Source organism: Geodermatophilus ruber, from assembly GCF_900114385.1.
Lineage (GTDB): Bacteria > Actinomycetota > Actinomycetes > Mycobacteriales > Geodermatophilaceae > Geodermatophilus > Geodermatophilus ruber.
Genome location: NZ_FOSW01000002.1, coordinates 242,772 through 265,157, shown reverse-complemented (window position 1 = coordinate 265,157; position 22,386 = coordinate 242,772). Strand labels below are relative to the sequence as shown.

The 22,386-nt window shown below is 72.8% G+C and carries 17 protein-coding genes; 3 read left to right on the top strand and 14 right to left on the bottom strand.

Annotated features, from left to right (window positions below; translation table 11 throughout):
* Nucleotides 1–22: 22 nt before the first annotated feature.
* The 12 genes from BMZ50_RS03945 to BMZ50_RS03890 form a co-directional block, all read right to left on the bottom strand.
* Nucleotides 23–796, bottom strand: a complete 774-nt coding sequence (locus BMZ50_RS03945) for an alpha/beta fold hydrolase (RefSeq protein ID WP_091321454.1) — start codon at nucleotides 794–796, stop codon at nucleotides 23–25.
* A complete protein-coding gene (locus tag BMZ50_RS03940; RefSeq protein WP_091321452.1) occupies nucleotides 793–2,055 on the bottom strand; it encodes an LLM class flavin-dependent oxidoreductase in 1,263 nt (420 codons plus the stop codon). Before BMZ50_RS03940 ends, BMZ50_RS03945 begins: the two co-directional genes overlap by 4 nt.
* 22 nt (nucleotides 2,056–2,077) lie before the next feature.
* On the bottom strand, nucleotides 2,078–2,869 hold the full coding sequence (locus BMZ50_RS03935) for an SDR family NAD(P)-dependent oxidoreductase (RefSeq protein WP_091321451.1): 792 nt from the start codon (nucleotides 2,867–2,869) through the stop codon (nucleotides 2,078–2,080).
* Nucleotides 2,870–3,019: 150 nt separating this feature from the next.
* Nucleotides 3,020–4,594, bottom strand: coding sequence for an ABC transporter substrate-binding protein (locus BMZ50_RS03930; RefSeq protein WP_091321450.1), 1,575 nt, complete (start codon nucleotides 4,592–4,594; stop codon nucleotides 3,020–3,022).
* A 35-nt stretch (nucleotides 4,595–4,629) separates the two neighbouring features.
* The gene (locus BMZ50_RS03925; protein ID WP_091321449.1) at nucleotides 4,630–5,421 is read right to left on the bottom strand and encodes an SDR family NAD(P)-dependent oxidoreductase; all 792 of its coding nucleotides are present in this window, start codon (nucleotides 5,419–5,421) and stop codon (nucleotides 4,630–4,632) included.
* Between the two features lie 305 nt (nucleotides 5,422–5,726).
* Nucleotides 5,727–7,304, bottom strand: coding sequence for an ABC transporter substrate-binding protein (locus BMZ50_RS03920; RefSeq protein WP_143087073.1), 1,578 nt, complete (start codon nucleotides 7,302–7,304; stop codon nucleotides 5,727–5,729).
* Between the two features lie 240 nt (nucleotides 7,305–7,544).
* On the bottom strand, nucleotides 7,545–8,342 hold the full coding sequence (locus tag BMZ50_RS03915; RefSeq protein ID WP_091321447.1) for an SDR family NAD(P)-dependent oxidoreductase: 798 nt from the start codon (nucleotides 8,340–8,342) through the stop codon (nucleotides 7,545–7,547).
* Nucleotides 8,343–8,464: 122 nt separating this feature from the next.
* On the bottom strand, nucleotides 8,465–9,505 hold the full coding sequence (locus BMZ50_RS03910) for a zinc-dependent alcohol dehydrogenase (protein ID WP_177212632.1): 1,041 nt from the start codon (nucleotides 9,503–9,505) through the stop codon (nucleotides 8,465–8,467).
* A gap of 10 nt (nucleotides 9,506–9,515) precedes the next feature.
* Nucleotides 9,516–10,559 (bottom strand): ABC transporter ATP-binding protein, encoded by a 1,044-nt coding sequence (locus BMZ50_RS03905; protein WP_218146108.1) that lies wholly within the window; start codon nucleotides 10,557–10,559, stop codon nucleotides 9,516–9,518.
* Complete coding sequence (locus tag BMZ50_RS03900) at nucleotides 10,556–11,581, bottom strand: ABC transporter ATP-binding protein (RefSeq protein ID WP_091321443.1); 1,026 nt, start codon at nucleotides 11,579–11,581, stop codon at nucleotides 10,556–10,558. Before BMZ50_RS03900 ends, BMZ50_RS03905 begins: the two co-directional genes overlap by 4 nt.
* Nucleotides 11,582–11,609: 28 nt before the next feature.
* The gene (locus BMZ50_RS03895; RefSeq protein ID WP_091321441.1) at nucleotides 11,610–12,584 is read right to left on the bottom strand and encodes an ABC transporter permease; all 975 of its coding nucleotides are present in this window, start codon (nucleotides 12,582–12,584) and stop codon (nucleotides 11,610–11,612) included.
* Nucleotides 12,581–13,525, bottom strand: coding sequence for an ABC transporter permease (locus BMZ50_RS03890; protein ID WP_091321439.1), 945 nt, complete (start codon nucleotides 13,523–13,525; stop codon nucleotides 12,581–12,583). Before BMZ50_RS03890 ends, BMZ50_RS03895 begins: the two co-directional genes overlap by 4 nt.
* Nucleotides 13,526–14,034: 509 nt before the next feature.
* On the opposite strand from BMZ50_RS03890, the gene BMZ50_RS03885 reads away from it, so the two are divergent.
* The 3 genes from BMZ50_RS03885 (at nucleotide 14,035) to BMZ50_RS03875 (ending at nucleotide 18,062) form a co-directional block, all read left to right on the top strand.
* On the top strand, nucleotides 14,035–14,838 hold the full coding sequence (locus BMZ50_RS03885) for an alpha/beta fold hydrolase (protein ID WP_091321437.1): 804 nt from the start codon (nucleotides 14,035–14,037) through the stop codon (nucleotides 14,836–14,838).
* Nucleotides 14,839–14,944: 106 nt separating this feature from the next.
* Nucleotides 14,945–16,441: an MFS transporter gene (locus tag BMZ50_RS03880; RefSeq protein ID WP_143087072.1), complete on the top strand. Its 1,497-nt coding sequence runs from the start codon at nucleotides 14,945–14,947 to the stop codon at nucleotides 16,439–16,441.
* A gap of 52 nt (nucleotides 16,442–16,493) precedes the next feature.
* Nucleotides 16,494–18,062, top strand: a complete 1,569-nt coding sequence (locus tag BMZ50_RS03875; RefSeq protein WP_177212631.1) for an AMP-binding protein — start codon at nucleotides 16,494–16,496, stop codon at nucleotides 18,060–18,062.
* Nucleotides 18,063–18,077: 15 nt separating this feature from the next.
* On the opposite strand, the gene BMZ50_RS03870 is transcribed toward BMZ50_RS03875, so the two are convergent.
* Both BMZ50_RS03870 and BMZ50_RS03865 read right to left on the bottom strand, forming a co-directional pair.
* Nucleotides 18,078–19,997 carry a helix-turn-helix domain-containing protein gene (locus BMZ50_RS03870; protein WP_091321433.1) on the bottom strand — a complete coding sequence of 640 codons (1,920 nt, stop codon included), beginning with the start codon at nucleotides 19,995–19,997 and terminating at the stop codon, nucleotides 18,078–18,080.
* Nucleotides 19,994–22,048, bottom strand: a complete 2,055-nt coding sequence (locus tag BMZ50_RS03865) for a helix-turn-helix domain-containing protein (protein WP_091321431.1) — start codon at nucleotides 22,046–22,048, stop codon at nucleotides 19,994–19,996. The genes BMZ50_RS03870 and BMZ50_RS03865 overlap by 4 nt, the downstream gene beginning before the upstream one ends.
* Nucleotides 22,049–22,386: the final 338 nt, after the last annotated feature.

Sequence of the window (22,386 nt, the reverse complement as noted above, 5' to 3'; positions counted from 1 at the left end):
GTCTCTCCTCCGTCGATCCCGCTCAGGCGTCCAGGAACTTGCTGACCACCGACACGAACTCGTCCTCCTGCTCGACCATCGGGTAGTGGCCGGCGGCGTCGATGAGGGCGAGCTCCGCGTTGGGGATCAGGCGCACGAACTCGTCCGCGTAGGACACCGGCAGCAACCCGTCGGAGGTGCCGTGCACCACCAGCGTCGGCGCGTCGATCAGCGGCAGCCGGCGGCGCAGCCCCCGGTCGGCGATCGGCCACATGAACTTGGTGGCCGAGCCGAGGTTCTGGGCGCTGAACAGGATGGCCGCGTGCGGGTCGTCGGGGTCGGGCACGAAGTTCGTCGGCTCGTCCTTGGGCGCCTCGCCGTGCCACTTGGCCGCCTTCACCTCGGCCGCCGGGCCGAAGGGGTCCAGCGTCGGCTCGTCGTCCAGCCAGATGCCGAAGGGGTTGACCAGCACCAGGCGGCGGACCAGCTGCGGGGCGATGGCCGCCAGCTCCGCGGCGAACATCCCGCCCAGCGAGTGACCGACGACGTCGACGTCCTCGACACCCAGGGACTCCAGCAGCTCCCGGTGGTAGAGGGCGACGTCGATGACGTCGGTGAAGTTCTCGAAGCCGGTGGACCGGCCGTACCCGGGCTGCTCGGGCGCGAGCACCCGGCGGTTCTCGGCCAGCCGCGTGAGGAAGCCGGCGGTGCCCGGGTGCCGCTCGTACCCGTGCAGGTAGAGCAGCGGGGCCCCGCTCCCCTCCTCCAGCAGTTCGATGTCGAACGTCCCGATGTTCGGGATCTCCAGCGTGGTCATCGCGTGCTCTCCTGACGGCTCGGAACGGGGATCCGGGGCGCGTGGGCCGCGACCCGGTGCTGACTGACCGCGGGAGTCCAGTGGTCCTCGTGGTCGGCCCACAGATCTCGCAGGTACGGCGCCACCTGGGTGCCGAACAACTCGTTGTTCATGGCGGCGGTCTCCTCGGGGAGGTTGCCCATGTGCATGCAGGTGATCAGCTGGCCGATACGCAGCTCGGTGGCCAGCTCGCGCAGGCGCTGGCGGACCCGCTCGGGGGTGCCGGCGACGATGAACCCGAGCTCGTCGTACTCCCAGAACGACAGCTCGCCCCGCGTGGCCTTGAGCCGGGTCTCCGGGCTGACCCCCTTGGCCCGGTCGAGCGCCTCCCGCTGCGAGGCCTGCGACGTGTACCCGGGCGGCGCGCCGTAGTGCGGCGCCCCCTTCTGGCGGGTGAAGAAGTAGCGGACCGCCTCGGCGTAGCGCGCCTCGGCCTCGGCGTCGGTGTCGGCCACACAGACCAGCTGGGTGAAGGCCATCCGGTACGGGTTGGGATCCAGCCCGCGCTGCTCCACCCGGTCCCAGAAGCCCGCGACGATCGGCCGGGCGTTGGCCAGCCCGAAGAAGGACAGGTAGCCGTAGCAGTAGTTCTCGTCCAGGACGAGGTCCCAGGTCTCCACGCTGCCGGTGCCGGGGACCCACACCGGCGGCATGGCCTGCACCGGCCGGGGCAGGGTGTTGACGTACCGGAGCTTCGTGTAGGTGCCGTTGAAGGCGAACGGCTCCGGCTCGGTCCACGCCCGGGTGATCAGCCGGCGCGCCTCGTGGAACCGGTCGCGCAGCTCGGCGGGTGGCACGCCGTAGGCGAACGCAGTGTCCATCGGCGTCCCGAACACGAAGCCGGCGATGACCCGGCCCTCGGACAGGCAGTCGAGGTAGGCCATCTCCTCCGCGACCCGGACCGGCGGGTTGTAGAGGGCGAGGGAGTCGCCGATGACCAGGATGGCCGCGTTCTCGGTGGTGCCGGCCAGGCTGGCCGCCATCAGGTTCGGCGACGGCGTCATGGCGAACGTGGACTGGTGGTGCTCGTTGACGGCCAGGCCGTCCCAGCCGAGCCGGTCGGCCTGCTGCATCAGCCGGATCTGCATCCGGTAGTTGGCCCCGACGCGAGCAGAGTCGACGAGCGCGGCCGGGTAGTCGACGCTGCCGCTCTGGTGGCGCTGCGGGAACACCTCCGGCAGGTCGTCGTAGGTCGCCTCGGCGAACCAGTGGAACTTCACGGAAGTCCTCCTCCGCCCCGGCTCAGAAGTCCGGCCCGAGGCCGCCGATCGGCGGCATCCCCGAGTGCGCCCACAGCCCGCCGTCGGCGACCAGGTGGGTGCCGGTGACGAAACTGGACTCGTCGGAGGCCAGGAACAGGACGGCGGCGGCGATCTCCTCGGCCCGCCCGTAGCGGCCCATGGGGATGGCCTCCCGGATGGCCTCCCACGTCGCCGGCGCGGCGTCGTGCAGCCGGTCGATGGGCGGCGTCCCGATCGGGCCGGGGCAGACCGCGTTGCACCGCACGCCCTTGCGGGCGTACTCAATGCCGGTGACGCGGGACAGGTTCACGACGCCGGCCTTGAGCATGTTGTAGGCGCCGAGCCCGAAGTCCCCGGCCAGCCCGGAGACCGAGGCGGTGTTCACGATCGACCCGCGACCCTGAGCCAGCATCGGTTCCAGGGCCAGCTTGGTCGCGTACCAGTACGAGACCAGCCCGACGTCCAGCGAGCGGCGCAGCCCGTCCCACGTCAGGTCGCCGATCCGCCCGGCCTCGAACGAGACGTGATTGTTGTGCAGGACGTCGAGGCGGCCGTGGGTGCTCGTCGCAAACCCGATGACCCGCTCCAGATCGGCCTGCCCGGAGGCGTCGGCCTCGAGGAAGTCGATCGTTCCGCCGGCCGCCCGCAGCGCCTTGGCCACGGACTCCCCCGCGGCGGCGTCGATGTCGGCGATGACCACACGGGCGCCCTCGCGGGTGAACGCCTCCGCGGTGGCGGCGCCGATGCCGGAGCCGCCCCCGGTGATGACCGCGACCTTGCCCTCGAGACGCATGCGCTGACTTCCTCTCGGGACGGCGGCGCTACGGTGCGCCGCCGGGATCGGTGGTCCGGGATGTGCCGCCGAGCGGCTGGGGCCGGTCGATGCTGAGGTCGTGCACCGGGCGCGGGCGGGGCACGTTCCCCGTCCGCCCGCGCCCGGAGATCAGGCCGTGACGCCGACGCCGCGGAAGGTGGGCGCGTAGGCCGGCTCGTAGCCCTCGGGGAACACGGCCCGGTCGGTCCAGGCGCTGGGCGGGAAGTGCGCGTGGAGCGGGAAGGAGATCATGATCTCCTTCTCCGCCTCCACCATCCGGTGGAGCGCCGGGATGCGCTCCTCCGGCGTCGTGCCGGACAGCGCGTCCAGCCAGGCCTGCTGGAACTCCGGGCTGGAGACGTTCCACGGGTTGCGGAACGCCCCGGGCAGGTAGTTCTGGTACTGCACCGTCGGGTCGGCGAACGGTGCACCCATGCCGTTGTAGACGTTGCCCTCCTGGCGGCCGTAGAAGGTGACCGGGGTGGTGGGCGCCTCGATGACCCGCGTGTGGGCGGTCATCCCGACCTCGGCGAGCATCGGCACCAGCGCCTCGGCCACGGCCCGGTGGTCGTCCAGGCTCGGGACCAGCCACTCGAACTCGACGCCGTCGGGGTAGCCGGCCTCGGCCAGCAGCTCCCGCGCCCGCTCGGGGTCGTACCCGTACTCCCCCTCGGGCGTGACGTCCGGGTCGTAGGCCCAGTGGTCCGGCGGCATGAACTGCGCGACCGGCTCCCCGAGGCCGAAGAACACCCCGTCGACGATCGCCTGCCGGTCGATCGCGTGCTGCAGCGCCTGGCGTACCCGGATGTCGTCGAACGGCGGCTTCCCGACGTTCATGTTGATCGACATGACCGACAGGCTCTTCGACGGCGCGGAGTTCAGCCCCGCCGCCTCCGCCTGATCGGCCTGTGAGGGGTCGAGGTAGGTCAGCTCCGCCTGGCCGGTCTGCAGCATGTTGAACCGGGTGGTCGCCGAGGTCTGCACGAGGATCTCGTAGTGCGCGGCCTTCGCCGCCTCGGGGTCCCAGTACTCCTCATTGCGGTCGTACTTCGACACCTGCCCCGGCACGTACTCCACCAGCGTCGCCATGCCGGAGCCGACCGGGTTCTGGTCGAGATCCGGGTTGTCGAATGCCGCCGGGCTGATCATGCTGCCCAGCCGGTCGGTGAACAGGTTGGGCAGGTCACCGCCGGGACCGTTCAGGTTCAGCCGCACGGTGAACTCGTCGACGACCTCGACGGACTCCACCCGGGCCAGCTGCCCCTTCAGCGTGCTGGTCTCCAGCGTCTTGGCCCGCTCCAGGTTGGCCTTGACCGCCTCGGCGTTGAACGGCGTCCCGTCGATGAACGTCACGTCGTCGCGCAGCTCCATCACCAGCGCGGTCTCGCCGTCGACGAACTCCCACGAGGTGGCCAGCTGCGGCGCCAGCTCGTCGTTCTCGTCCAGCATGATCAACTGGTCGTAGACCAGCCGGAAGAAGATCATGTCCCAGGCGTTGCCCGACCGGTGCGGGTCGAACGTCGAGGGGTTCTGCACGAACACGTAGCGGAAGGTGCCGTTCGGGTCGATCTCACCGCCGGTGCTGCCGCTGTTCGCCGTGGTCCCGCCGCCACAGGCGGAGAGCACCAGGGCCAGGACCGACAGCAGGCCGACCCACAGGCGCTGTCGCCGGGGCCTGCGGACGGACGACGTCGTACCGCTCACTACGAACCTCCAGGATTGTGTGGCCGGGGTCTGGCTCAGTCGGTGAACTGGCCGCCGGCCGGGTGCAGGATCTGGCCGGTCACGAATGAGGACTCGTCACTGGCGAGGAACAGGCAGGCCGCCGCCTGCTCCTCCGGCGTCCCGTTCCGGTGCATCGGCGTGATGCTCATGGCCCACTGGTGGGAGGGGCTGTCCTCCGCGACGTCCCACATCGGCGTCGTGGTGAAGCCGGGGCCGACGGAGTTGACCCGGATGCCGGTGGTGGCCAGCTCGAGGGCCATGACCTTGGTCAGCATCCAGACACCGGCCTTGGACACGCAGTAGGGCGCCGCCCCGGCGATCGGGATCTTGGCCGCGGTGGAGGCGATGGTGATGATCGAGCCGGCGGTGCCCTGGGCGAGCATCTGCCGGGCCAACGCCCGGCTGGTCATCATCACGCCCGTCACGTTGATGTCCATGACGCGCTGGAACGCCGCCGTCGACAGCGTGGTCACGTGGCCGGCGTCGCTCTCCAGGCGCGCGACCCGGTCGGCGTCGGAGGCCGCGGAGGAGACCCCGGCCGAGGCGACGCCGACGTCCACCCGGCCGAACTCGGCGACCGCGGCGGCGACCAGCGCGTCGCAGTCGGCCTCCAGCGTGGTGTCGGTGCGCACGTAGAGCGCGCGCCGGCCGGCCTTCTCCACCAGTCGCAGGGTCTCGTCGCCGGGCTGGACGTCGCCGATCACGACGTCGGCGCCCTCCTCGGCGAACCGCACCGCGGTGGCCCGGCCGATGCCGCTTGCCCCGCCGGTGATCACCGCGACCCGGTCGTGCAGTGCGTGGCCCATGCCGTCCTCCTCGGCGACCGGGCCGGAGCCGGTCGCATCGCTTCTCGTCCCCGTCGAATCTGCTGGGTGCGGAAGACCCGAACAACGGAACGGCGACCACCTTCGGAGGCCGCATCATGGTGCGCGTCACACTGCCGACAGGCAGCCACTGTCCGGGCCGGCGGGCACCGTCGCGCGGCCCTGAGCAGCGCACTCGTCCCGCCGGCAGCGGGGACGACGACGGCCGGGCGGGGTGCACCCCGCCCGGCCGTCCCGGTGCGTCGTCCGGCCGCGGGCGGGCCCGGTCGAGCCCGCCCGCGCCGGGTTCAGGCGGTGACGCCCACCCCGCGGAAGGTCGGGGCGTAGGCCGGTTCGTAGCCCTCGGGGAAGACGGCCCGGTCGGTCCAGGCGCTGGGCGGGAAGTGCGCGTGGATCGGGAAGTTCTTCCGGATCCCCTTCTCCGCCTCGACCATCCGGTGGATCGCGTCGACCCGGGCCTCGCGGGTCGCCCCGCTGAGCGCGTCCATCCACGCCTGCTGGAACTCGTCGGTCGTGGTGTTCCACGGGTTGGAGAACTGGCCGGGCAGGCTGGCCTGGTAGGGCAGCGTGGGGTCGGCGAAGGGCGCACCCATGCCGGGGAACACGTTGCCCTCCTGGCGGCCGTAGAAGGTCACGCCGGTGGTCGGCGACTCCACCACCCGCGTGGTCGCCCGCAGGCCCACCTCGGCGAGCATCGGCACCAACGCCTCGGCCACGGCCCGGTGGTCGTCCAGGCTCGGGACGAGCATCTCGAAGTCGACGCCGTCGGGGTAGCCGGCCTCGGCCAGCAGCTCGCGGGCCCGCTCCGGGTCGTACCCGTACTCCGGGTCGTCGGGGGTGACGTCGGGGTTGTACGCCCAGTGGTCCGGCGGCATGTACTGGGCCACCGGCTCGCCCAGGCCGAAGAACACCCCGTCGACGATCGCCTGCCGGTCGACCGCGTGCTCCATGGCCTGGCGCACCCGGATGTCGTCGAACGGCGGCTTCCCGGTGTTCATGTACATCGACATGATCGACAGGCTCTTCGACGGCGCGGAGTTCAGCCCCGCCGCCTCCGCCTGCTCCGCCTGCGACGGGTCGAGGTAGGTCAGCTCCGCCTGGCCGGTCTGCAGCATGTTGAACCGCGTCGTGGCCGAGGTCTGCACGAGGATCTCGTAGTGCGCGGCCTTCGCCGCCTCGGGGTCCCAGTACTCCTCGTTGCGGTCATACTTCGACACCTGCCCGGGGACGTACTCCACCAGCGTCGCCATGCCGGAGCCCACAGGCTTCTGGTCCAGGTCCGGGTTGCCGAACGCCGCCGGGCTGATCATGGTGCCGGCTGTGGCGGAGAACAGCGCCGGCAGGTCACCGCCGGGGCCGTTGAGGTTGATCCGGACCTTGAACTCCTCGACCGCCTCCACCGACTCGACCCGAGCCAGCTGCCCCTTCAGCGTGCCGGTCTCCAGCGTCTTGGCCCGCTCCAGGTTGGCCTTGACCGCCTCGGCGTTGAACGGCGTCCCGTCGATGAAGGTGACGTCGTCACGCAGCTCCATCTCCAGCGCGGTCTCGTCGTCCACGAACTCCCACGAGGTGGCCAGCTGCGGCGCCAGCTCGTCGTTCTCGTCCAGCATGATCAGCTGGTCGTAGACCAGCCGGAAGAAGATCATGTCCCACGGGTTAGCCGACCGGTGCGGGTCGAACGTCGAGGGGTTCTGCACGAACACGTAGCGGAAGGTGCCGTTCGGGTCGATCTCCCCCGCACTACCACCGCTGGCCGTGGCCCCGCTCCCACAGGCGGACAGCAGCAGCGCCAGCACCGACAGCAGCCCGATCCACCACCGCCGTGGTCGTGCTGACCTGCGGGCGGACAACGTCGTACCGCTCACGTGAGCCTCCAAGAGAAGTCGGGTCTGCGCCGATTCGTGGCAAGGAACCTGTCGGGTCGCGGCAGCAGCGACAACGGGAGGCAGACCACCTCGGGAGCGCGGGCAGTGGTCTGCCTCACACTGCGGTGGTTCGGGACGAGGGACGTGTGACCTGCAGGGACGTGGAGACGACGACGCGCCGGGCGGGGAGCTAGCGGGCTCCCCGCCCGGCGCGTGCCGTGCGCTCGTCGGTGCGGTCGGTCAGCCGGTGAACTGGCCCCCGGCCGGGTGCAGCATCTGGCCGGTCATGAAGGAGGACTCCGACGACGTCAGGAACAGGCAGGCCGCCGCGATCTCCGCGGGCGTGCCGAGCCGGTTCATCGGGGTGATGCTCATGGCCAGGTCGTAGGCGGCCTGGTTTTGCTCGATGCCGCCGATCATGGGGGTGGCGGTGTAGCCCGGGCCTACGGCGTTGACCCGGATCCCGGTGGTGGCCAGCTCGAGGGCCATCACCTTGGTGAGCATCCACGCCCCCGCCTTGGAGACGCAGTACGGCGAGGCGCCGGCGAGCGGGATCTTGGCCGCGCTGGAGGCGATGTTGACGATGGAGCCACCCGTGCCCTGGGCCAGCATCTGCCGCGCCAGTGCCCGGCCGGTCATCATCAGGCCGGTTACGTTGACGTCCAGCACCCGCTGGAACGCCGCCACGTCGAGGTTCACCACGTGGGTGGCGTCCTTGCTCGCCGTCCGGGTCTGCACGTTGCTGGGTCCGGCGGCCGTGGCGATGCCCGCGGACGCGACGCCGACGTCCACCCGGCCGAACTCGGCCACCGCGGCGGCGACGAGACCGTCGCAGTCGGCCTCGACGGTGGTGTCGGTGCGCACGTAGAGCACGCGGCGTCCGGTCTTCTCGACCAGCCGCAGGGTCTCGTCGGCCGGACCGATGTCGCCGACGACGATGTCGGCGCCCTCCTCGGCGAACCGCTCGGCGGTGGCCTGCCCGATGCCGCTGGCCCCTCCCGTGATGACCGCGACCTTGCCTGCCAGTGCTGTGCCCATCGTCGTTCCTCTCCGGTGGTGCGGGGATGGCCGGCGTCCGGGCACGGGGGTCCCCGTGAGCGGGCGCGGGCGCGGCGGTCGCCGGCAGGTCCCGGTGACCGGTGGTGCGACGGTGCTGCGGTTCAGTCGGCGACGACGACGACCTTCACGGAGCCGTCGACGGCGTGCTGCGTCTCGAGCGCCTCCTCCACCCGGCTCAGCGGCACGCGGTGGGAGACCAGCGGCGCCACCTGCACGCGGCCCTCGGCGAGCAGCCCGAACGCCTCGGCGGAGTCCGGTGGGGTGTAGGCGAAGCTGCCCAGCAGCCGCAGCTCCTTCTGGGCCACCGTGTTGAGGTCCACGTGCGGCGTCGAGCTGGTCAGGCCGGCGATCGAGATGGTGCCGGCCGGGGCGGTCAGCTCGGGCAGCACGTCGAGCACCGGCAGGGCCCCCGAGCACTCGAAGACGGTGCCCACGTTGCCGCCCCGCTGGTACGGGGAGACCGTGGTGCCCCAGCGGTCGAGGACGTGCTGTCGGAGGTCCTCGGCGCGGGAGTCGAGCACCGCGGCCCCGGTCGCCGCTGCGACGGCCAGCCGTGGCGGCGACACGTCCACCCCGAGGACGTCGGTGGCGCCGTAGGCCCGCAGCACCCGCAGCACGCACTGGCCGATGGAGCCCAGCCCGGTCACCAGGATGGGCCCGTCCAGGTCGGGCGCGGCCGACCGCACCGCCCGGGTCGCCACCGACAGCGGCTCCAGGAAGGCCCCCTCCTCGAAGGTGAGGGTGTCCGGCATCCGGTACAGCTGCCGTCCGAGGGCGGCGTGCGGCACCAGGACCCGGTCGCTGAGGCCGCCGCGGGCGCTGTTGCTCAGGTCGGCGCAGAGGTTGGGATGGCCGACGGTGCACTGCGGGCACGCGCCGCAGGGCCCCATCGGGATCACCGCGACCCGGTCGCCGACGCCGATCCCGGCCACCTCGGCGCCCACCTCGGCCACCGTCCCGGCGAACTCGTGCCCCATCGGCGCGCCCTCGGTGATCCACGCGCCCTCGGCGTAGGCGTGCACGTCGGAGCCGCAGATCCCGCAGGCCTGCACGTCCAGGACGACGTCGTGCGGGCCGGGCTGCGGGTCGGGGACCTCGTCGAGGGAGATGCTCCGGATGCCCTTCCAGCGGGCTGATCGCATGCCGGCCGCCTCAGCCCACGACCGCGGCGTGCGGCGTGGTGAGCTCCCGGACGGACGCACCGGCCAGCTGCGGCCCGCTCGTGTGCAGGTGGCAGGTGACCTCGCCGGAGCCGATGGTCGGGGTGGGCAGCGGGACGACGGTCCGGCAGACATCCATCGCGTACTTGCACCGGGTGTGGAACCGGCAGCCCGGCGGCACCTTGGACGGGTCCGGCGGGTCACCGGCGAGCACGATCCGCTCCCGGCTGCGCTGCACCTTCGGCGAGGGCAGCGGGACGGCCGACAGCAGCGCCTCCGTGTACGGGTGCGCCGGGGCGTCGAACACCCGGTCGACGTCGCCGTGCTCGACGATCTGCCCCAGGTACATGACCGCGACCCGGTCGGAGATGTGCCGGACCACCGACAGGTCGTGGGCGATGAACAGGTAGGTCAGGTCGGCGTCCCGCGAGAGGTCCTCCAGCAGGCCGATGACCTGGTTCTGGGTGGAGACGTCGAGGGCGCTCACGGCCTCGTCGAGCACGAGGATCTTCGGGTCCGCGGCGATAGCGCGGGCGATCGTGATGCGCTGCCGCTGGCCGCCGGAGAACTCGTGCGGGTACCGGTACATGTACTCCGCCGGCAGCCCCACGCGCTGGAGCAGCGCCCCGACCCGCTCCACCGTCTGCGCCCGGTCGAGGTCCAGGTGCACGTCGATGGGCTCGGCGATCGAGTCCAGCACCAGCATCGAGGGGTCCAGCGACGAGTAGGGGTCCTGGAACACCATCTGGATGTCCTTGCGCGCCTTGCGCATCTTGTTCGCCGGCAGGCCCAGCAGTTCCCGGCCGGCCAGCGTCACCGAGCCACCGCTCGGCTCGACGAGGCGCATGAGCCCGCGGGCGGTGGTCGACTTCCCGCAGCCCGACTCGCCGACCAGGCCCACCGTCTCCCCGGGGTACAGCTGGAAGCTCACGCCGTCCACGGCCCGCAGGGACACCCGCTCGCGGAACATCTTCTTCCGCGGCGAGAAGGTGACCTGCAGGTCGCGGACGTCCAGCAGCGGCTCGGTCTCGATCACGTGGTCCCCCGCAGGGTCAGCTCGGGGTGCCGCAGGCACCGGGTGGTGTGCGTGGGGCCGACCTGTTCCAGGGCCGGCGCGTCTCCGTGGGTGCACTGCTCCCGCGTGTAGGAGCAGCGGGGGTGGAAGCGGCATCCCGCCGGCATCGCACCCACCTGCGGCGGGTGCCCGGGGATGCTGACCAGCGCCTCGCTGACCTGGTCCATCCGGGGCATCGCCATCAGCAGGCCCTCCATGTAGGGGTGCTGCGGGTCCTCGAACAGCTCGTCCAGCAGGGCGCCCTCGACGATCTGCCCGGCGTACATGACCAGGACCCGGTCGCAGACGTCGGCGACGACCCCGAGGTCGTGGGTGATGAAGATGACCGACATCCCGTGCTCGCGCTGGATCGCGCGCAGCAGCTCGAGGATCTGCGCCTGCACCGTCACGTCGAGGGCCGTGGTCGGCTCGTCGGCGATGATGATGTCCGGGGTGCAGGCCAGGGCGATGGCGATCATCACCCGCTGCCGCATCCCGCCGGAGAACTCGAACGGGTACTGGCCGAAGCGCCGGGCCGGGTTGGGGACGCCGACCCGGTCCAGCAGCTCGATCGCCCGGGCCTTCGACGCCTTGCGCGACAGCCCCTCGTGCCGGCGGAGCACCTCGGCGATCTGGTCGCCGACGGTGAACGCGGGGTTCAGGCTGCTCATCGGCTCCTGGAAGATCATGGCGATCCTCGGTCCCCGGATGTCGGCCATCTGCCGCTGGTCGAGCGCGGTGAGGTCCTGGCCGAGCAGCCGCAGCGTCCCGGCCCGGACCCGGGTCTGCCGCGGCGGCATCAGACCGGCGATGGCCAGGCAGGTGACGCTCTTGCCGGAGCCGGACTCCCCGACGATGCCCAGGGTCTCGCCCCGCCCGAGGCTGAACGAGACGCCGTCGACGACCGTGGCCCAGCCGTTCTCGGTGAGGACCTCGACGACGAGGTCCTCCACCTCCAGCGTCGTGGTGGCCGCCGGTCTGTCCAGCGGCAGTGTGCGGGTCATGTGCCCAGCCCTTCCTGTGCTCCGGTGATCAGGACTCGGTGCGCTCTTCACGGCCGAGGGCGTCGCGCAGGCCGTCGCCCAGGGTCACGAAGGTGAAGACGGTCAGGGCGATGAGCACGCCCGGGAAGATGCCGAGCCAGGGGGCCCGACCGACGTAGAGGAAGCCCTCGCGGATCATCGAGCCCCAGCTCGCATCGGGCGGCTGGACGCCGAGCCCGAGGAAGCTCAGGCCGGCCTCGGACAACATCGCGTACCCGGCGGTCACCGCGATCGCCACGGTCAGTGGCGACAGCGTGTTCGGCAGGATGTGCCGCACGATGATCGTGCGGGTGCGCGTCCCGATGCTCCGGGAGGCCTCGACGAAGGTCTCTTCCTTGAGCCCGATGACCACGCCGCGGACCAGCCGGAGGAACCGGGGCGCGAGCAGGATGCCGACGGCGATCATCGCGTTGCGCAGGCTGGGGCCGAGCACCCCGACGAGCGCGATCGCCAGCAGCAGCGGCGGGAAGCTCATCGCGGCGTCGTTGAGGCGCATCACCAGCATGTCGAAGCGCCCACCGAGGAACCCGGACAGGAACCCCGCGGGGACGCCGATGACCATGGCGACGGCCAGCGCCAGCACGATCGCCAGAAGCGACACCCGCGTGCCCATGATCAGCCGGCTCAGGATGTCCCGGCCCAACTGGTCGCTGCCCAGCAGGTAGCCGTCGCTGAAGGGCGGTAGGAGGACGCTGCGCAGGTCCTGCTGGTTGGGGTCCGCCGGGGTGATCCACGGGGCGATGACGGCGATGACCACGAGCAGGCCGAGGACGCCGAGGGCGATCACCGCCCCGGTGTTCTTGGCCACCCGCCGCCGGAAGTTGGACCAGGCGCCGCCGCGGTGGCGGACCGGGGGGTGCGCGACCGCCGCCACGTCGGTGCCGGCCGGGAGCCCGGCTGCGGCAGGTGCGCCGGGGGCCACGGACAGCTCGGAGGTCGTCGGGCCGGTCTGGGACTGGGTCATCGTGGCCGCACCTTCGGGTTGAGATAGCCGTATACGAGGTCGACGAGCAAGTTGCAGACCACGGCCACCAGAACGGCGACGAGCACGATGCCCTGGATGACCGGGATGTCGCGGGTGGTCACCGCCGCGATGGCGACCTGCCCGAGCCCGGGGACGCCGAAGACCTGCTCGACCAGCACCGCCCCGCCGAGCAGCGCGGTGATCTGCAGGCCGAGCACGGTCACCAGCGGGACGCTCGCGTTCTTCATGACGTGCTTGCCCACGACCATCCGGCCGCGCAGCCCCTTGGCCCGGGCCGTGCGTACGTAGTCCTGCTGCAGCACGCCGATGATCGAGCCGCGCAGCTGCCGCGTGCTCTCCGCGGCGCCGGCGATCCCGAGGGTCAGCGCCGGCAGGATCAGGTGGGTGACCCACGCCGCGGGGTCCGTCGCGAACGGGACGTACCCGGTCGCCGGGAGCCAGCCGAGGGTCAGGCTGAACACCAGGACGAAGACCAGGCCCAGCCAGAACGACGGCAGCGCGATGCCGAGCGAGGAGCCCAGCGTCGCCACGCGGTCGATCCAGGTCCCCCGGCGCAGCGCGGACACGATGGCCGTCGGCACCGCGATCACCAGCGAGACGAGCAGCGCCGCGCCGGCGAGTGCGATCGAGACGGGCAGGGCGTCACCGATCGACGTCGCCACCGCCCGGCTGGTGTACAGCGAGGTGCCCAGGTCGCCGGACATCGCGCTGGTGACCCAGTCCCAGTACTGGACGAGCAGCGACCGGTCCAGGCCCAGCCGCTCTCGGATGGCCGCGACCTGCTCGACCGTGGCGTCCGGCCCGGCGATCGTGACGGCCGGGTCGCCCGGGATGAGCAACACGAGGCCGAACACCACGAAGGTCACCAGCACCAGGACAGGAATGGTGGTCAACACTCGTAGCAGCAGGAATCTCAGCACAGATCCACCACCCCATCGTCGGAAGTAACGGGCGGCTGATCGCCTCGCGAGGCCTCGGACGGCACACGTCTCCCGTCCGGGTCCGCGGGATCGGACCTGACCCGGCGTCTCAGCCAGGAGTGCCGGCACGACCACGGGGGGTGTGACGACGGCCACGGACGTTAGGGGTCTGTGACCCGGGTCGCAACGACCAGTTGCTGATTCACCGGTCAAGAGGCCGCGAACCCCGGTTCCGGGTCCTCCGAGGGGCGGCCGAGTGGACCGCTGCCCACTGCCGGGCAGGTGGGATGTGGACCGTTCCCCATTGATCACCCCGCGCCCCCGCCCGACAGTTGCCCCACCGACGACTCGGTGGCCGGCGCGGGATCGCTGGTCCACCGGGGGCGCGGGATCCCTGGGGCGGTGGCACCGCCCGACCTCGCACGCCGGCGGTCCGCCGTGCCTGCGACGCCCCCACGGACGCGGATCGACGGGCCCCTCGTGGGATCCCGTGAGAGGAGCCGACCTCGATGTCCACCACGACGGTCAACGGGATCTCGATGCACTATGAGGTCAGCGGCGACGGCCCTCCCCTCCTGCTCATCGCCGGCCTGGGATCCAGCTCGATCGCCTGGACGGCCGCCGCGCCGCGCCTCCGCGAGAGCTTCACCGTCATCACGGTCGACAACCGGGGCACCGGGCAGACCGAGGTGCCCCCGGGCCCGTACTCGATCGACGACCTCGCCGACGACACGGCCGCGCTGGTGGAGTTCCTCGGCCTGGGGCCGGTGTCGGCGGTCGGCTGGTCGCTCGGCGGCTCGGTACTCCAGTCGATGCTCATCCGCCACGGCGAGGTGCTGTCGAAGGCGGTGCTGCTCAACGCGTTCCCGTCCTACACCGCCGTCCAGGACGCCTGGCTCGACACCGGCCTGGCCCTGCGGCGCAGCGGCGCCGACCCCGTGTCGATCGCCATCACCGGCATGCCCTGGGGGTTCACCCCGCGGCTGGTGAGCGACCACGCGGCGGTGACCGCGCAGGCGGAGCTGTCCCGCCTCGACCCGCACCCGACGACCCTGGCCGGCTTCGAGGCCCAGGCCGCGGGCCTGCGGATCTACGACTCCCGGCCCGACCTGCCCACCGTGCAGACCCCCACGCTGGTCCTGACCGGCGCCGAGGACGTGCTGACCCCGGTGTCGCAGTCGGTCGAGATCGCCGAGCTCATCCCCACCGCCACGCTGCAGGTGCTGCCCCGCGGCGGCCACGGCATGGTCCTCGAGTACCCCGACGACACCCTCGCCGCCATCACCACGTACCTGACCGGGAAGACCTCGTGACCCCGTCCGGGGCGGACTCCCCCGGTCGCACCCGGTGTCGCGCGGAACGGTGACCCCTCCGCCGCCGACCTGCCGGACGACCCCCGCACACCAGGAGGGCTGAGTCGTGGCCAGGCCCGTGACCGTGCCGGCGGAGCACCCCGCGCCCGCCGCACCGGCGGTCCGGCACCGGGGGCTGTTCCTGGCCCTGATGTGCAGCGTGCAGTTCATCCTGCTCGTCGGCGGGACGGTGGTCGTCGTCTCGCTCCCGGCGATCCGGGCCGACCTGGGCCTCGCGCCGGCTCAGCTGCAGTGGGTGCTGACAGCGTTCAGCCTGACCTTCGGCTGCCTGCTCCTGCTCGGCGGGCGCAGCGCCGACGTGTTCGGACGCCGGCGGCTGTTCCTGGCCGGCCTGTTCGTGTTCACCGTGGGGTCGCTGCTCTGCGCGGTCGCCTCGGACGCCGGCCTGCTGATCGCCGCCCGCGCGTTCGCCGGCATCGGCGCGGCCATGGCCTCCCCCGCGGCGATGTCCCTGCTCACCACGGTCTTCGTCGAGCCGCGGGAACGGAGCTCCGCGCTGGGCATGTGGGCGGCGATCGGGGCCTTCGGCGCCACCCTGGGCAACGTGATCGGCGGCGTCCTCACCGACATGGGCGGGTGGCGCTGGATCTTCCTGGTCAACGTGCCGGTGTGCCTGCTCGCTTTCGCGGTCGCCTTCTTCGTCGTCCCGGCGATCCGGCCGGAGCACCGCCAGCGGCTCGACGCGGTGGGCGGGCTGCTGGTCACCCTCGGGGTGGCGGCGCTCATCCTGGGACTGACCGAGCTCCAGGTGTACGGGGCGGAGCCGCGAACCTGGGGCACCCTGGCGGCCGCCGCGGTGCTGGTCGGGCTGTTCGTGGTCTCCCAGGCCCGGGGCGCCGACCCGCTGCTCCCCCTCGGCATCTTCCGGCATCGCACCTCCTTCGCCTTCCTGTTCGTCCTGCTCACCGCGGGGGTGGGCATCGGGGCGTACTACACCAGCTCGCTGTTCATGCAGGAGACGCTCGGCTGGTCGGCGCTGCGCGCGGGGTTCGCCTTCGTGCCGTGGGCGGCCACGGTCGCCGTGACCGCACGCCTGGTCTCCCGCAACACGCACCGAGTCGGCCCGCGGCTGCTCGTCCCCGCCGGGCTGGTCCTCTGCGCCGCCGGCGCCGGCCTCCTGGCCCTGGGGCTCGACAGCTCCACCGGCTACGCCGGCGGGCTGCTGGTCCCCTTCCTGCTGCTGGGCCTCGGCAGCGGGGCGATCAACGTCACCTGCACCGTGACGGCGCTGTCCGGCGTCCCGGGACGCCGCCACGGGGTCGGCGCCGGCGCCCTGAACAGCACCCAGGCCCTCGGCGGCACCCTGTCGATCGCGGTCGTCGCGGTGCTGACGACCATCGCGACCGAGCGCGCGCTCGCCGGCGGTGGCAGCCTGACCGTGAGCACGCTGGCCGGCCAGCGGTTCGCACTGCTCGTCGTAGCCGGGGTGGCCCTCGCCGGCGCCGTCCTCGCCGCGATCGTGCTGCCGCGCCGGCTGGCGGGCCCGGCGCAGGACGACGAGGACGTGCTCCTGGCGCGACCACCTGCCGCACCCCTGCCGTGACCCCCGGCCGTGCTCCCGGGCTGGGCGCGGCCGCTCCCGAGGATGGACCCTGATGACGACGCCGGATCTGGACGCCCTCGCCTTCGAGCCGCTGACGCCGATCTCCTACCTGGACCGGGCGGCCGCGGCCCACGGCGACCGGGTGGCGGTGGTCGACGGAGACCGGCGCTGGACCTACACCGAGCTGCACGACCGGGCGCGGCGGCTGGCCGGCGCGCTGGCCCCCCTCGCGCAGGGCCGGCCTGTGGCGGTCCTCGCCCCGAACACACACGTGCTGCTCGAGGCGAACTTCGGCGTGCCGTGGGCGGGGGTGCCCCTCGTCGCGGTCAACACCCGCCTGTCGGCCGGGGAGATCGCCTACATCCTGGAGCACTCGGAGTCCGCCGTCCTGGTGCACGACCCGGCGTTCGACGAGGTCGTCGACGCGGCGCTCGCGCAGGTGACGGAGCCGCCGCGGCGGCTCCGCGCGGGCGCGGACTACGAGGAGCTGCTCGCCGGGGCCGCTCCCCTGGCCCTGCGGCCGGACGACGAGCGGACGCTGCTGTCGATCAACTACACGTCGGGCACGACCGGGCGGCCCAAGGGCGTGATGTACCACCACCGGGGCGCCTACCTGCAGGCCCTGGCGATGGTGGCGCACACGCAGCTGTCGCCGTCCGCGGTGCACCTGTGGACGCTGCCGATGTTCCACTGCAACGGCTGGTGCTTCCCGTGGGCGGTCACCGCGGCCGGCGGCACGCATGTCTGCCTGCCGAAGGTCGACCCGGCCGAGGTGTGGCGGCTGATCCGGGCCGAGGGGGTCACCCACCTCGAGGGCGCGCCGACGGTGCTGTCGATGCTCGCCTACGCCGAGGAGGCGGCCCCGGTGCCCACACCGGTGCGGGTGGCGACCGGGGGCGCGCCGCCGAGCCCGGCGATCCTGCGCCGGATGGAGGAGCTGGGGTTCGAGGTGACCCACCTCTACGGGCTGACCGAGACGTTCGGACCGGCGATGATCTGCGACTGGCGCCCGGAGTGGAACGGCCTGGACCACCAGGCGAAGGCCCGGCTGCGCGCCCGGCAGGGCGTCGGCAACATGATCTCCTGCACCGCCCGCGTGGTGGGCTCCGACGGGCAGGACGTCCCCGCCGACGGCGTCTCGGTCGGCGAGATCGCCCTGCGCGGAAACAACGTGATGCTCGGCTACCTCAAGGACGAGGAGGCCACGCGGCGGGCGGTGCCGGACGGCTGGTTCCGCACCGGCGACCTCGGCGTCGTGCACCTCGACGGCTACGTCGAGCTGCGCGACCGCAGCAAGGACGTGATCATCTCCGGCGGGGAGAACATCGCCAGCGTCGAGGTCGAGCAGGCCATCGCGGAGCACCCCGCCGTCCTGGAGGTCGCGGTGGTCGCCGCCCCGGACGAGCGCTGGGGCGAGGTCCCGGTCGCCTACGTGACCCTGCACGAGCACGCCGAGGTCACCGAGGCGGAGATCGTCGAGCACGTCCGCGGGCGGCTGGCCCGCTTCAAGGCACCGAAGTCCGTGGTGTTCGGCCCGCTGCCCAAGACCTCCACCGGCAAGATCCAGAAGTTCCGGCTCCGCGAGCAGGCCGGGGACGGCGGGCACCTGGCCGTCGGGTGACCGCCGGGCCTCGGTTCACCGGGTGGGCGTCGACCTCGCGTCGGCCGCCCGCCCGGTGGCCCGGTGCAGCTGCAGCGCCATCTGCATCTCGAGGGCACCCTGCGGCTCCCGCCAGCCGGTACCGCCGAGGACCCGGTCGACGCGCTCGAGCCGCTGGTAGACGGTGTTGACGTGCACCTGCAGCCGGCGCGCCGCCTCCGGCGGGCTCTGCCCGCAGGCGAAGTAGGCCTCCACGGTGTCGAACAGCGCCGCTGAGTGCTGAGCGTCGTAGGCGGTCAACGGCCCGAGCACCCGGTCGACCACCCGCTGAACCCGCCCAGGGGTCGCGCCCTCGAGCAACTGACCGACGATGCCCAGCTCCTGGAGCATCGCCCCGTCGCCCTCCCGCCCGAGGGCGAGCAGAAGCCGGTGGCCGCGGGCTGCCTCCCGGTGCAGCGCGTGCAGGTCGGTCGCCGTCGCGGCCTGCCCGGAGGCACCCGCGGTCACCGGTGCGCCCACGAACCGTCCAAGCTCGGCGGCGACCGTCCGCGCCGCCGTCCCCCCGTCCGTGCCGGGCAGCAGCACGACCACCGATCCGCTGTGCTCGCTGGCCAGGCCGCCCGAGCGGGCGGCCAGGGCGCCGGCGGCGGTGAGCAGGGCCGACAGCGGCACGTCGGTAGCCGAGCAGACCACCAGCGTCTGCAGCTCCCCCGGGCGCAGCACGCCGAGCCGCTCGGCCCGCCGGCGCACGACGTCCCAGTCCGGCGTCCCGTCGGCGAGCAGGTCGTCCAGGAGCTCGGCGCGCAGCTCCTCCTCCAGGAGCGCCGTCTGTCGCTCCATGAGCACCAGCAGGGCGGCGGTCTGCGCCGCGCGCTCCAGCGTCCGCATCTCGGCCTCGGTGAGCGGGGTGGCGCGGGTCAGCCGCAGGCTCCCGAAGACCTCCTTGCCTGCCCGGACCCGGACGACCGCGGGCGCCGGCACCGGGCCGTCGTCGTCCCCACCGGCCGGACCGTCCGCCGTGGCCAGCAGCCGGCCCTCGGTGTCCACCAGCTCGACGGCACCCCCCAGGATGCGGCTGACCGTCTCGGCGAACTGGCCGAGGTCGGCACGGCTGAGGGCGAGCGGCATGAGCTGTTCGTGGGCGGCGCTGGCCCGCTCCAGCACGTGCCGCTGCTCGGACAGGCGGGCGTTGGCCTCGCGGAGCTCCTCGGTGGACGCCCGCACGCCCGCGAACAGGCGCGCGTTCTCGATGACCACGGAGGCGTGGTTCGCGAGCGACGACAGCAGGGCGATCTCCGCCTGATCGAACGTCCGCCGGCGGCGGTCGGCGGCGAAGAGCGCACCGATGACCTGCGAGCCGAGCTTCATGGGGACGCCGGCGATGCCGACGATGCCCTCCTCGCGGACAGCGGCCGCGACCGAGGGCGAGAGCGCGAGGCGGGGGTCGGCCAGGTAGTCGGCCGTGGCGATCGGCTGACCCGTCTCGATAACCCGTCCGCCGATGCCCCAGCCCCGGGGCTGGCGCACCGTCTCGATCGGCGCCGTCATCGCGCCCGAGGTGACCCGCATGTAGGCGTCTCCGGTCTCCTCGTCGACCAGCGCGATGTAGGTGAGGTCCGCGCCCAGCAGTCGGCGGACCCGGTCCACGATCGCGTGCAGGGCGCCGTCGACGTCGCGCAGCGACGTGAGGTCGCGGGCGGTCTCGTACAGCGCCTGCATCTCCGCCTCGCGCCGTTCGCGCTGCGCCAGCAGCTCCCGGATGCGGCGGGCGTCCTCGGCCGCGAGCAGCAGCACCTGGCGGTCCGGGGACTGCGGGGCCTCGCGCACCTGGGCGGCGAGCGCGTCGATCTCCGCGACCGGCCCCTCGTCGGCGAGCACGTCCAGCAGCCGCGCCAGGACGACGGACTGCGCCGGTGCGCGATCGGACGGAGCGGGGCGCTGACCTGGACCGTTCATGCGCCGACCAGCACCTCGATCGGGACCTGCTGGACGACCCGGTGGAGCTGGAGGGCCATCTGCATGGCCAGCGCGCCCTGCGGCTCGCGCCACGTCCGGTGCCCGAGCACGACGTCGACCCGCTCGAGGCGCTGGTAGACGGTGTTGGGGTGCACCCGGAGTGAGCGGGCCGCCGCCCGCGGGTTCTGCCCCGCCGAGAAGAAGACCGACAGCGTCTCGACCAGCGGGGTGCCGTGCTCCTCGTCGTAGCGGACGACCGGGCCCAAGGTCTCGGCGAGCACCTGTTGCAGCTGCTCGCGGGAGGTGCCGCTCAGCACCAGGCCGATGACGCCCAGGTCCTCCACGCCGGCGGCCTGCCCCTCTCGCCCCAGCGCGAGCAGGAGCCGGTGGCACCGGTCGGCGCTGCGGTGCAGCTCCCGCACCGCGGCCGCCGAGGCGGCCGGTCCGGCGACGCCGCAGGTGACCTGCCCGCCGGTCATCCGGTCCAGCTGCGGCTTGACCGTGCGGCCCGCGGTGGCCTCGTCGATCCCCGGGAGCAGCAGCACCACCTTCCCGGCGTGCTCACTGGCCAGCCCACGGCGGGTGGCCGCGTAGTCCGCCGCCGCCCGGAGGAGGCGTCGGCGCGGCACGCCGCCGGCGGTCAGTACGAGCACCGAGTGCGGCACGTCGAAGTCGATGCCGCTGGCGCGCTTGGCCCGGCGCGTGAAGGAGTCCCAGCGGGGTTCCCGCTCGGCGAGAAGGTCGGCGATGACCTCCCCGCGCACGTGCTGCTCGGCCGCCGCCGCCTGCCGCTCCATCAGCAGCAGGAGCGCCGCCGTCTGCGCCGAGCGCTCGAGGATGCGCACGTCGGCCTCCAGGAGCGGCTTGCCGGCGCGGAAGACCAGGTGCCCGAAGGAGTCCGGTCCCGCCTGCACGGGCACTGCCCAGTTCTCGGTGCCGACGTCGGCCGGCCCGTCAAGCCGGTGCGCGCCCCCTGGCCGGGCCGTGGTCGACCCGTCCGGCTCCCCGCCCGCGGCCGGCGGGTCGGCGACGGGAGGGGCGTGGCCGGCCCGCGTGCTGGCCACGACCTGGCCGTTCGGGTCGACGAGCGCGACCTCGCCCTCCAGGATCGCGCCGATCGCGTCGATCAGCTCGGCCATGTCCGCCCGCCGCAGCACCGTGCGCATCAGCTGCCCGTGCGCCGAGGTGCCGCGCTCCAGCGCCTGCCCCTGCACGCGCAGCTGGGCGTTGGCCGTCCGCAGCTCCTCGGCCGTCCGCTCGGCGCGCTCGAACAGCCGAGCGTTCTCGATGACGATCGCCGCGTGGTCGGCGAGTGAGCACAGCAGCGCGACCTCGGTCGGCTCGAACGAGTGCTCGTACCGGTTGGCGCCGAAGAGGGCGCCGACCACGTCACCGCCGACGCGCAGCGGTGCACCGATGATGCCGACGATGCCGTCCTCGACCACCGCGTCGGCGACCGAGGGATCGCGGTCGAGGCTCCGGTCGGCCTGGTAGTTGGCCGTCGCATAGGGCCGGCCGGTCCGGATGATGCGCCCGCCGATGCCCTGCCCCGGTCGCTGGCGGACCGACTCGATCCGCGTGGTGACCGTGCCCAGCGTCAACCGCATGTAGACCTCGCCCGTGTCGGGGTCCACCAGGGCCAGGTAGGCGGCGTCGGTGCCCAGCAATTGGCGGGTCCGGTGCACGATCGCCTCGAGCACCTGCTCGCCGTCCCGCAGCGAGGCGAGGTCGCGGGCGCTCTCGTACAGCGCCTGGGTCTCTTTCTCCCGGCGCTTGCGGTGGGCGAGCAGCTCCCGGACCCGCCCGGCCCGCGCCAGCGCGGTCAGCGCGAGATCCCGGTCGGAGGGTGCGGTCGCGTCGAGCACGCTGCGCGAGAGCCGGTCGAATGCCTCGGCGGGCGCCTCCTCGGCGAGCAGGTGCAGCAGGTGGGCGATGGCCCGGTGCGCCGCCGTCCCGGCGGGCCCGCTGCGCGGGACACCGCCGTTGCGGGCAGCCTGCACGCCGGCCGCCGGCACGCGCCGGCTCGTCATCGCGACTGGTGCGCTGGTCATGTGGCCCGGGTCACCTCCGCGTCAGGCACCGTACGGCAGCTCGCAACCGCTCGGGAGCGTTTCCCCAGGTGGGCCCGCACTGTGACCAACCTCACCCCCCGTCGAGTGTGCGCAGTCGCGCCCGCGCGAGGACAGGGGGAAACGCACACTCCTGCCCCCTGGGAGGTGGACACCTCTCCACACCCGGCGTCGTCGTCCGCCGTCGGCACGCGCGCTCCGACGGGTGTGACGCTGCCCACCGCCGCCCGGACACGTGTGGGCCGCTGTCCGTTGTCCGGCGCCGCGCGGGCGTTCGACAGTGAGCCCGTTCCCAGCGGGCGACGAGGACGCAACAGTCC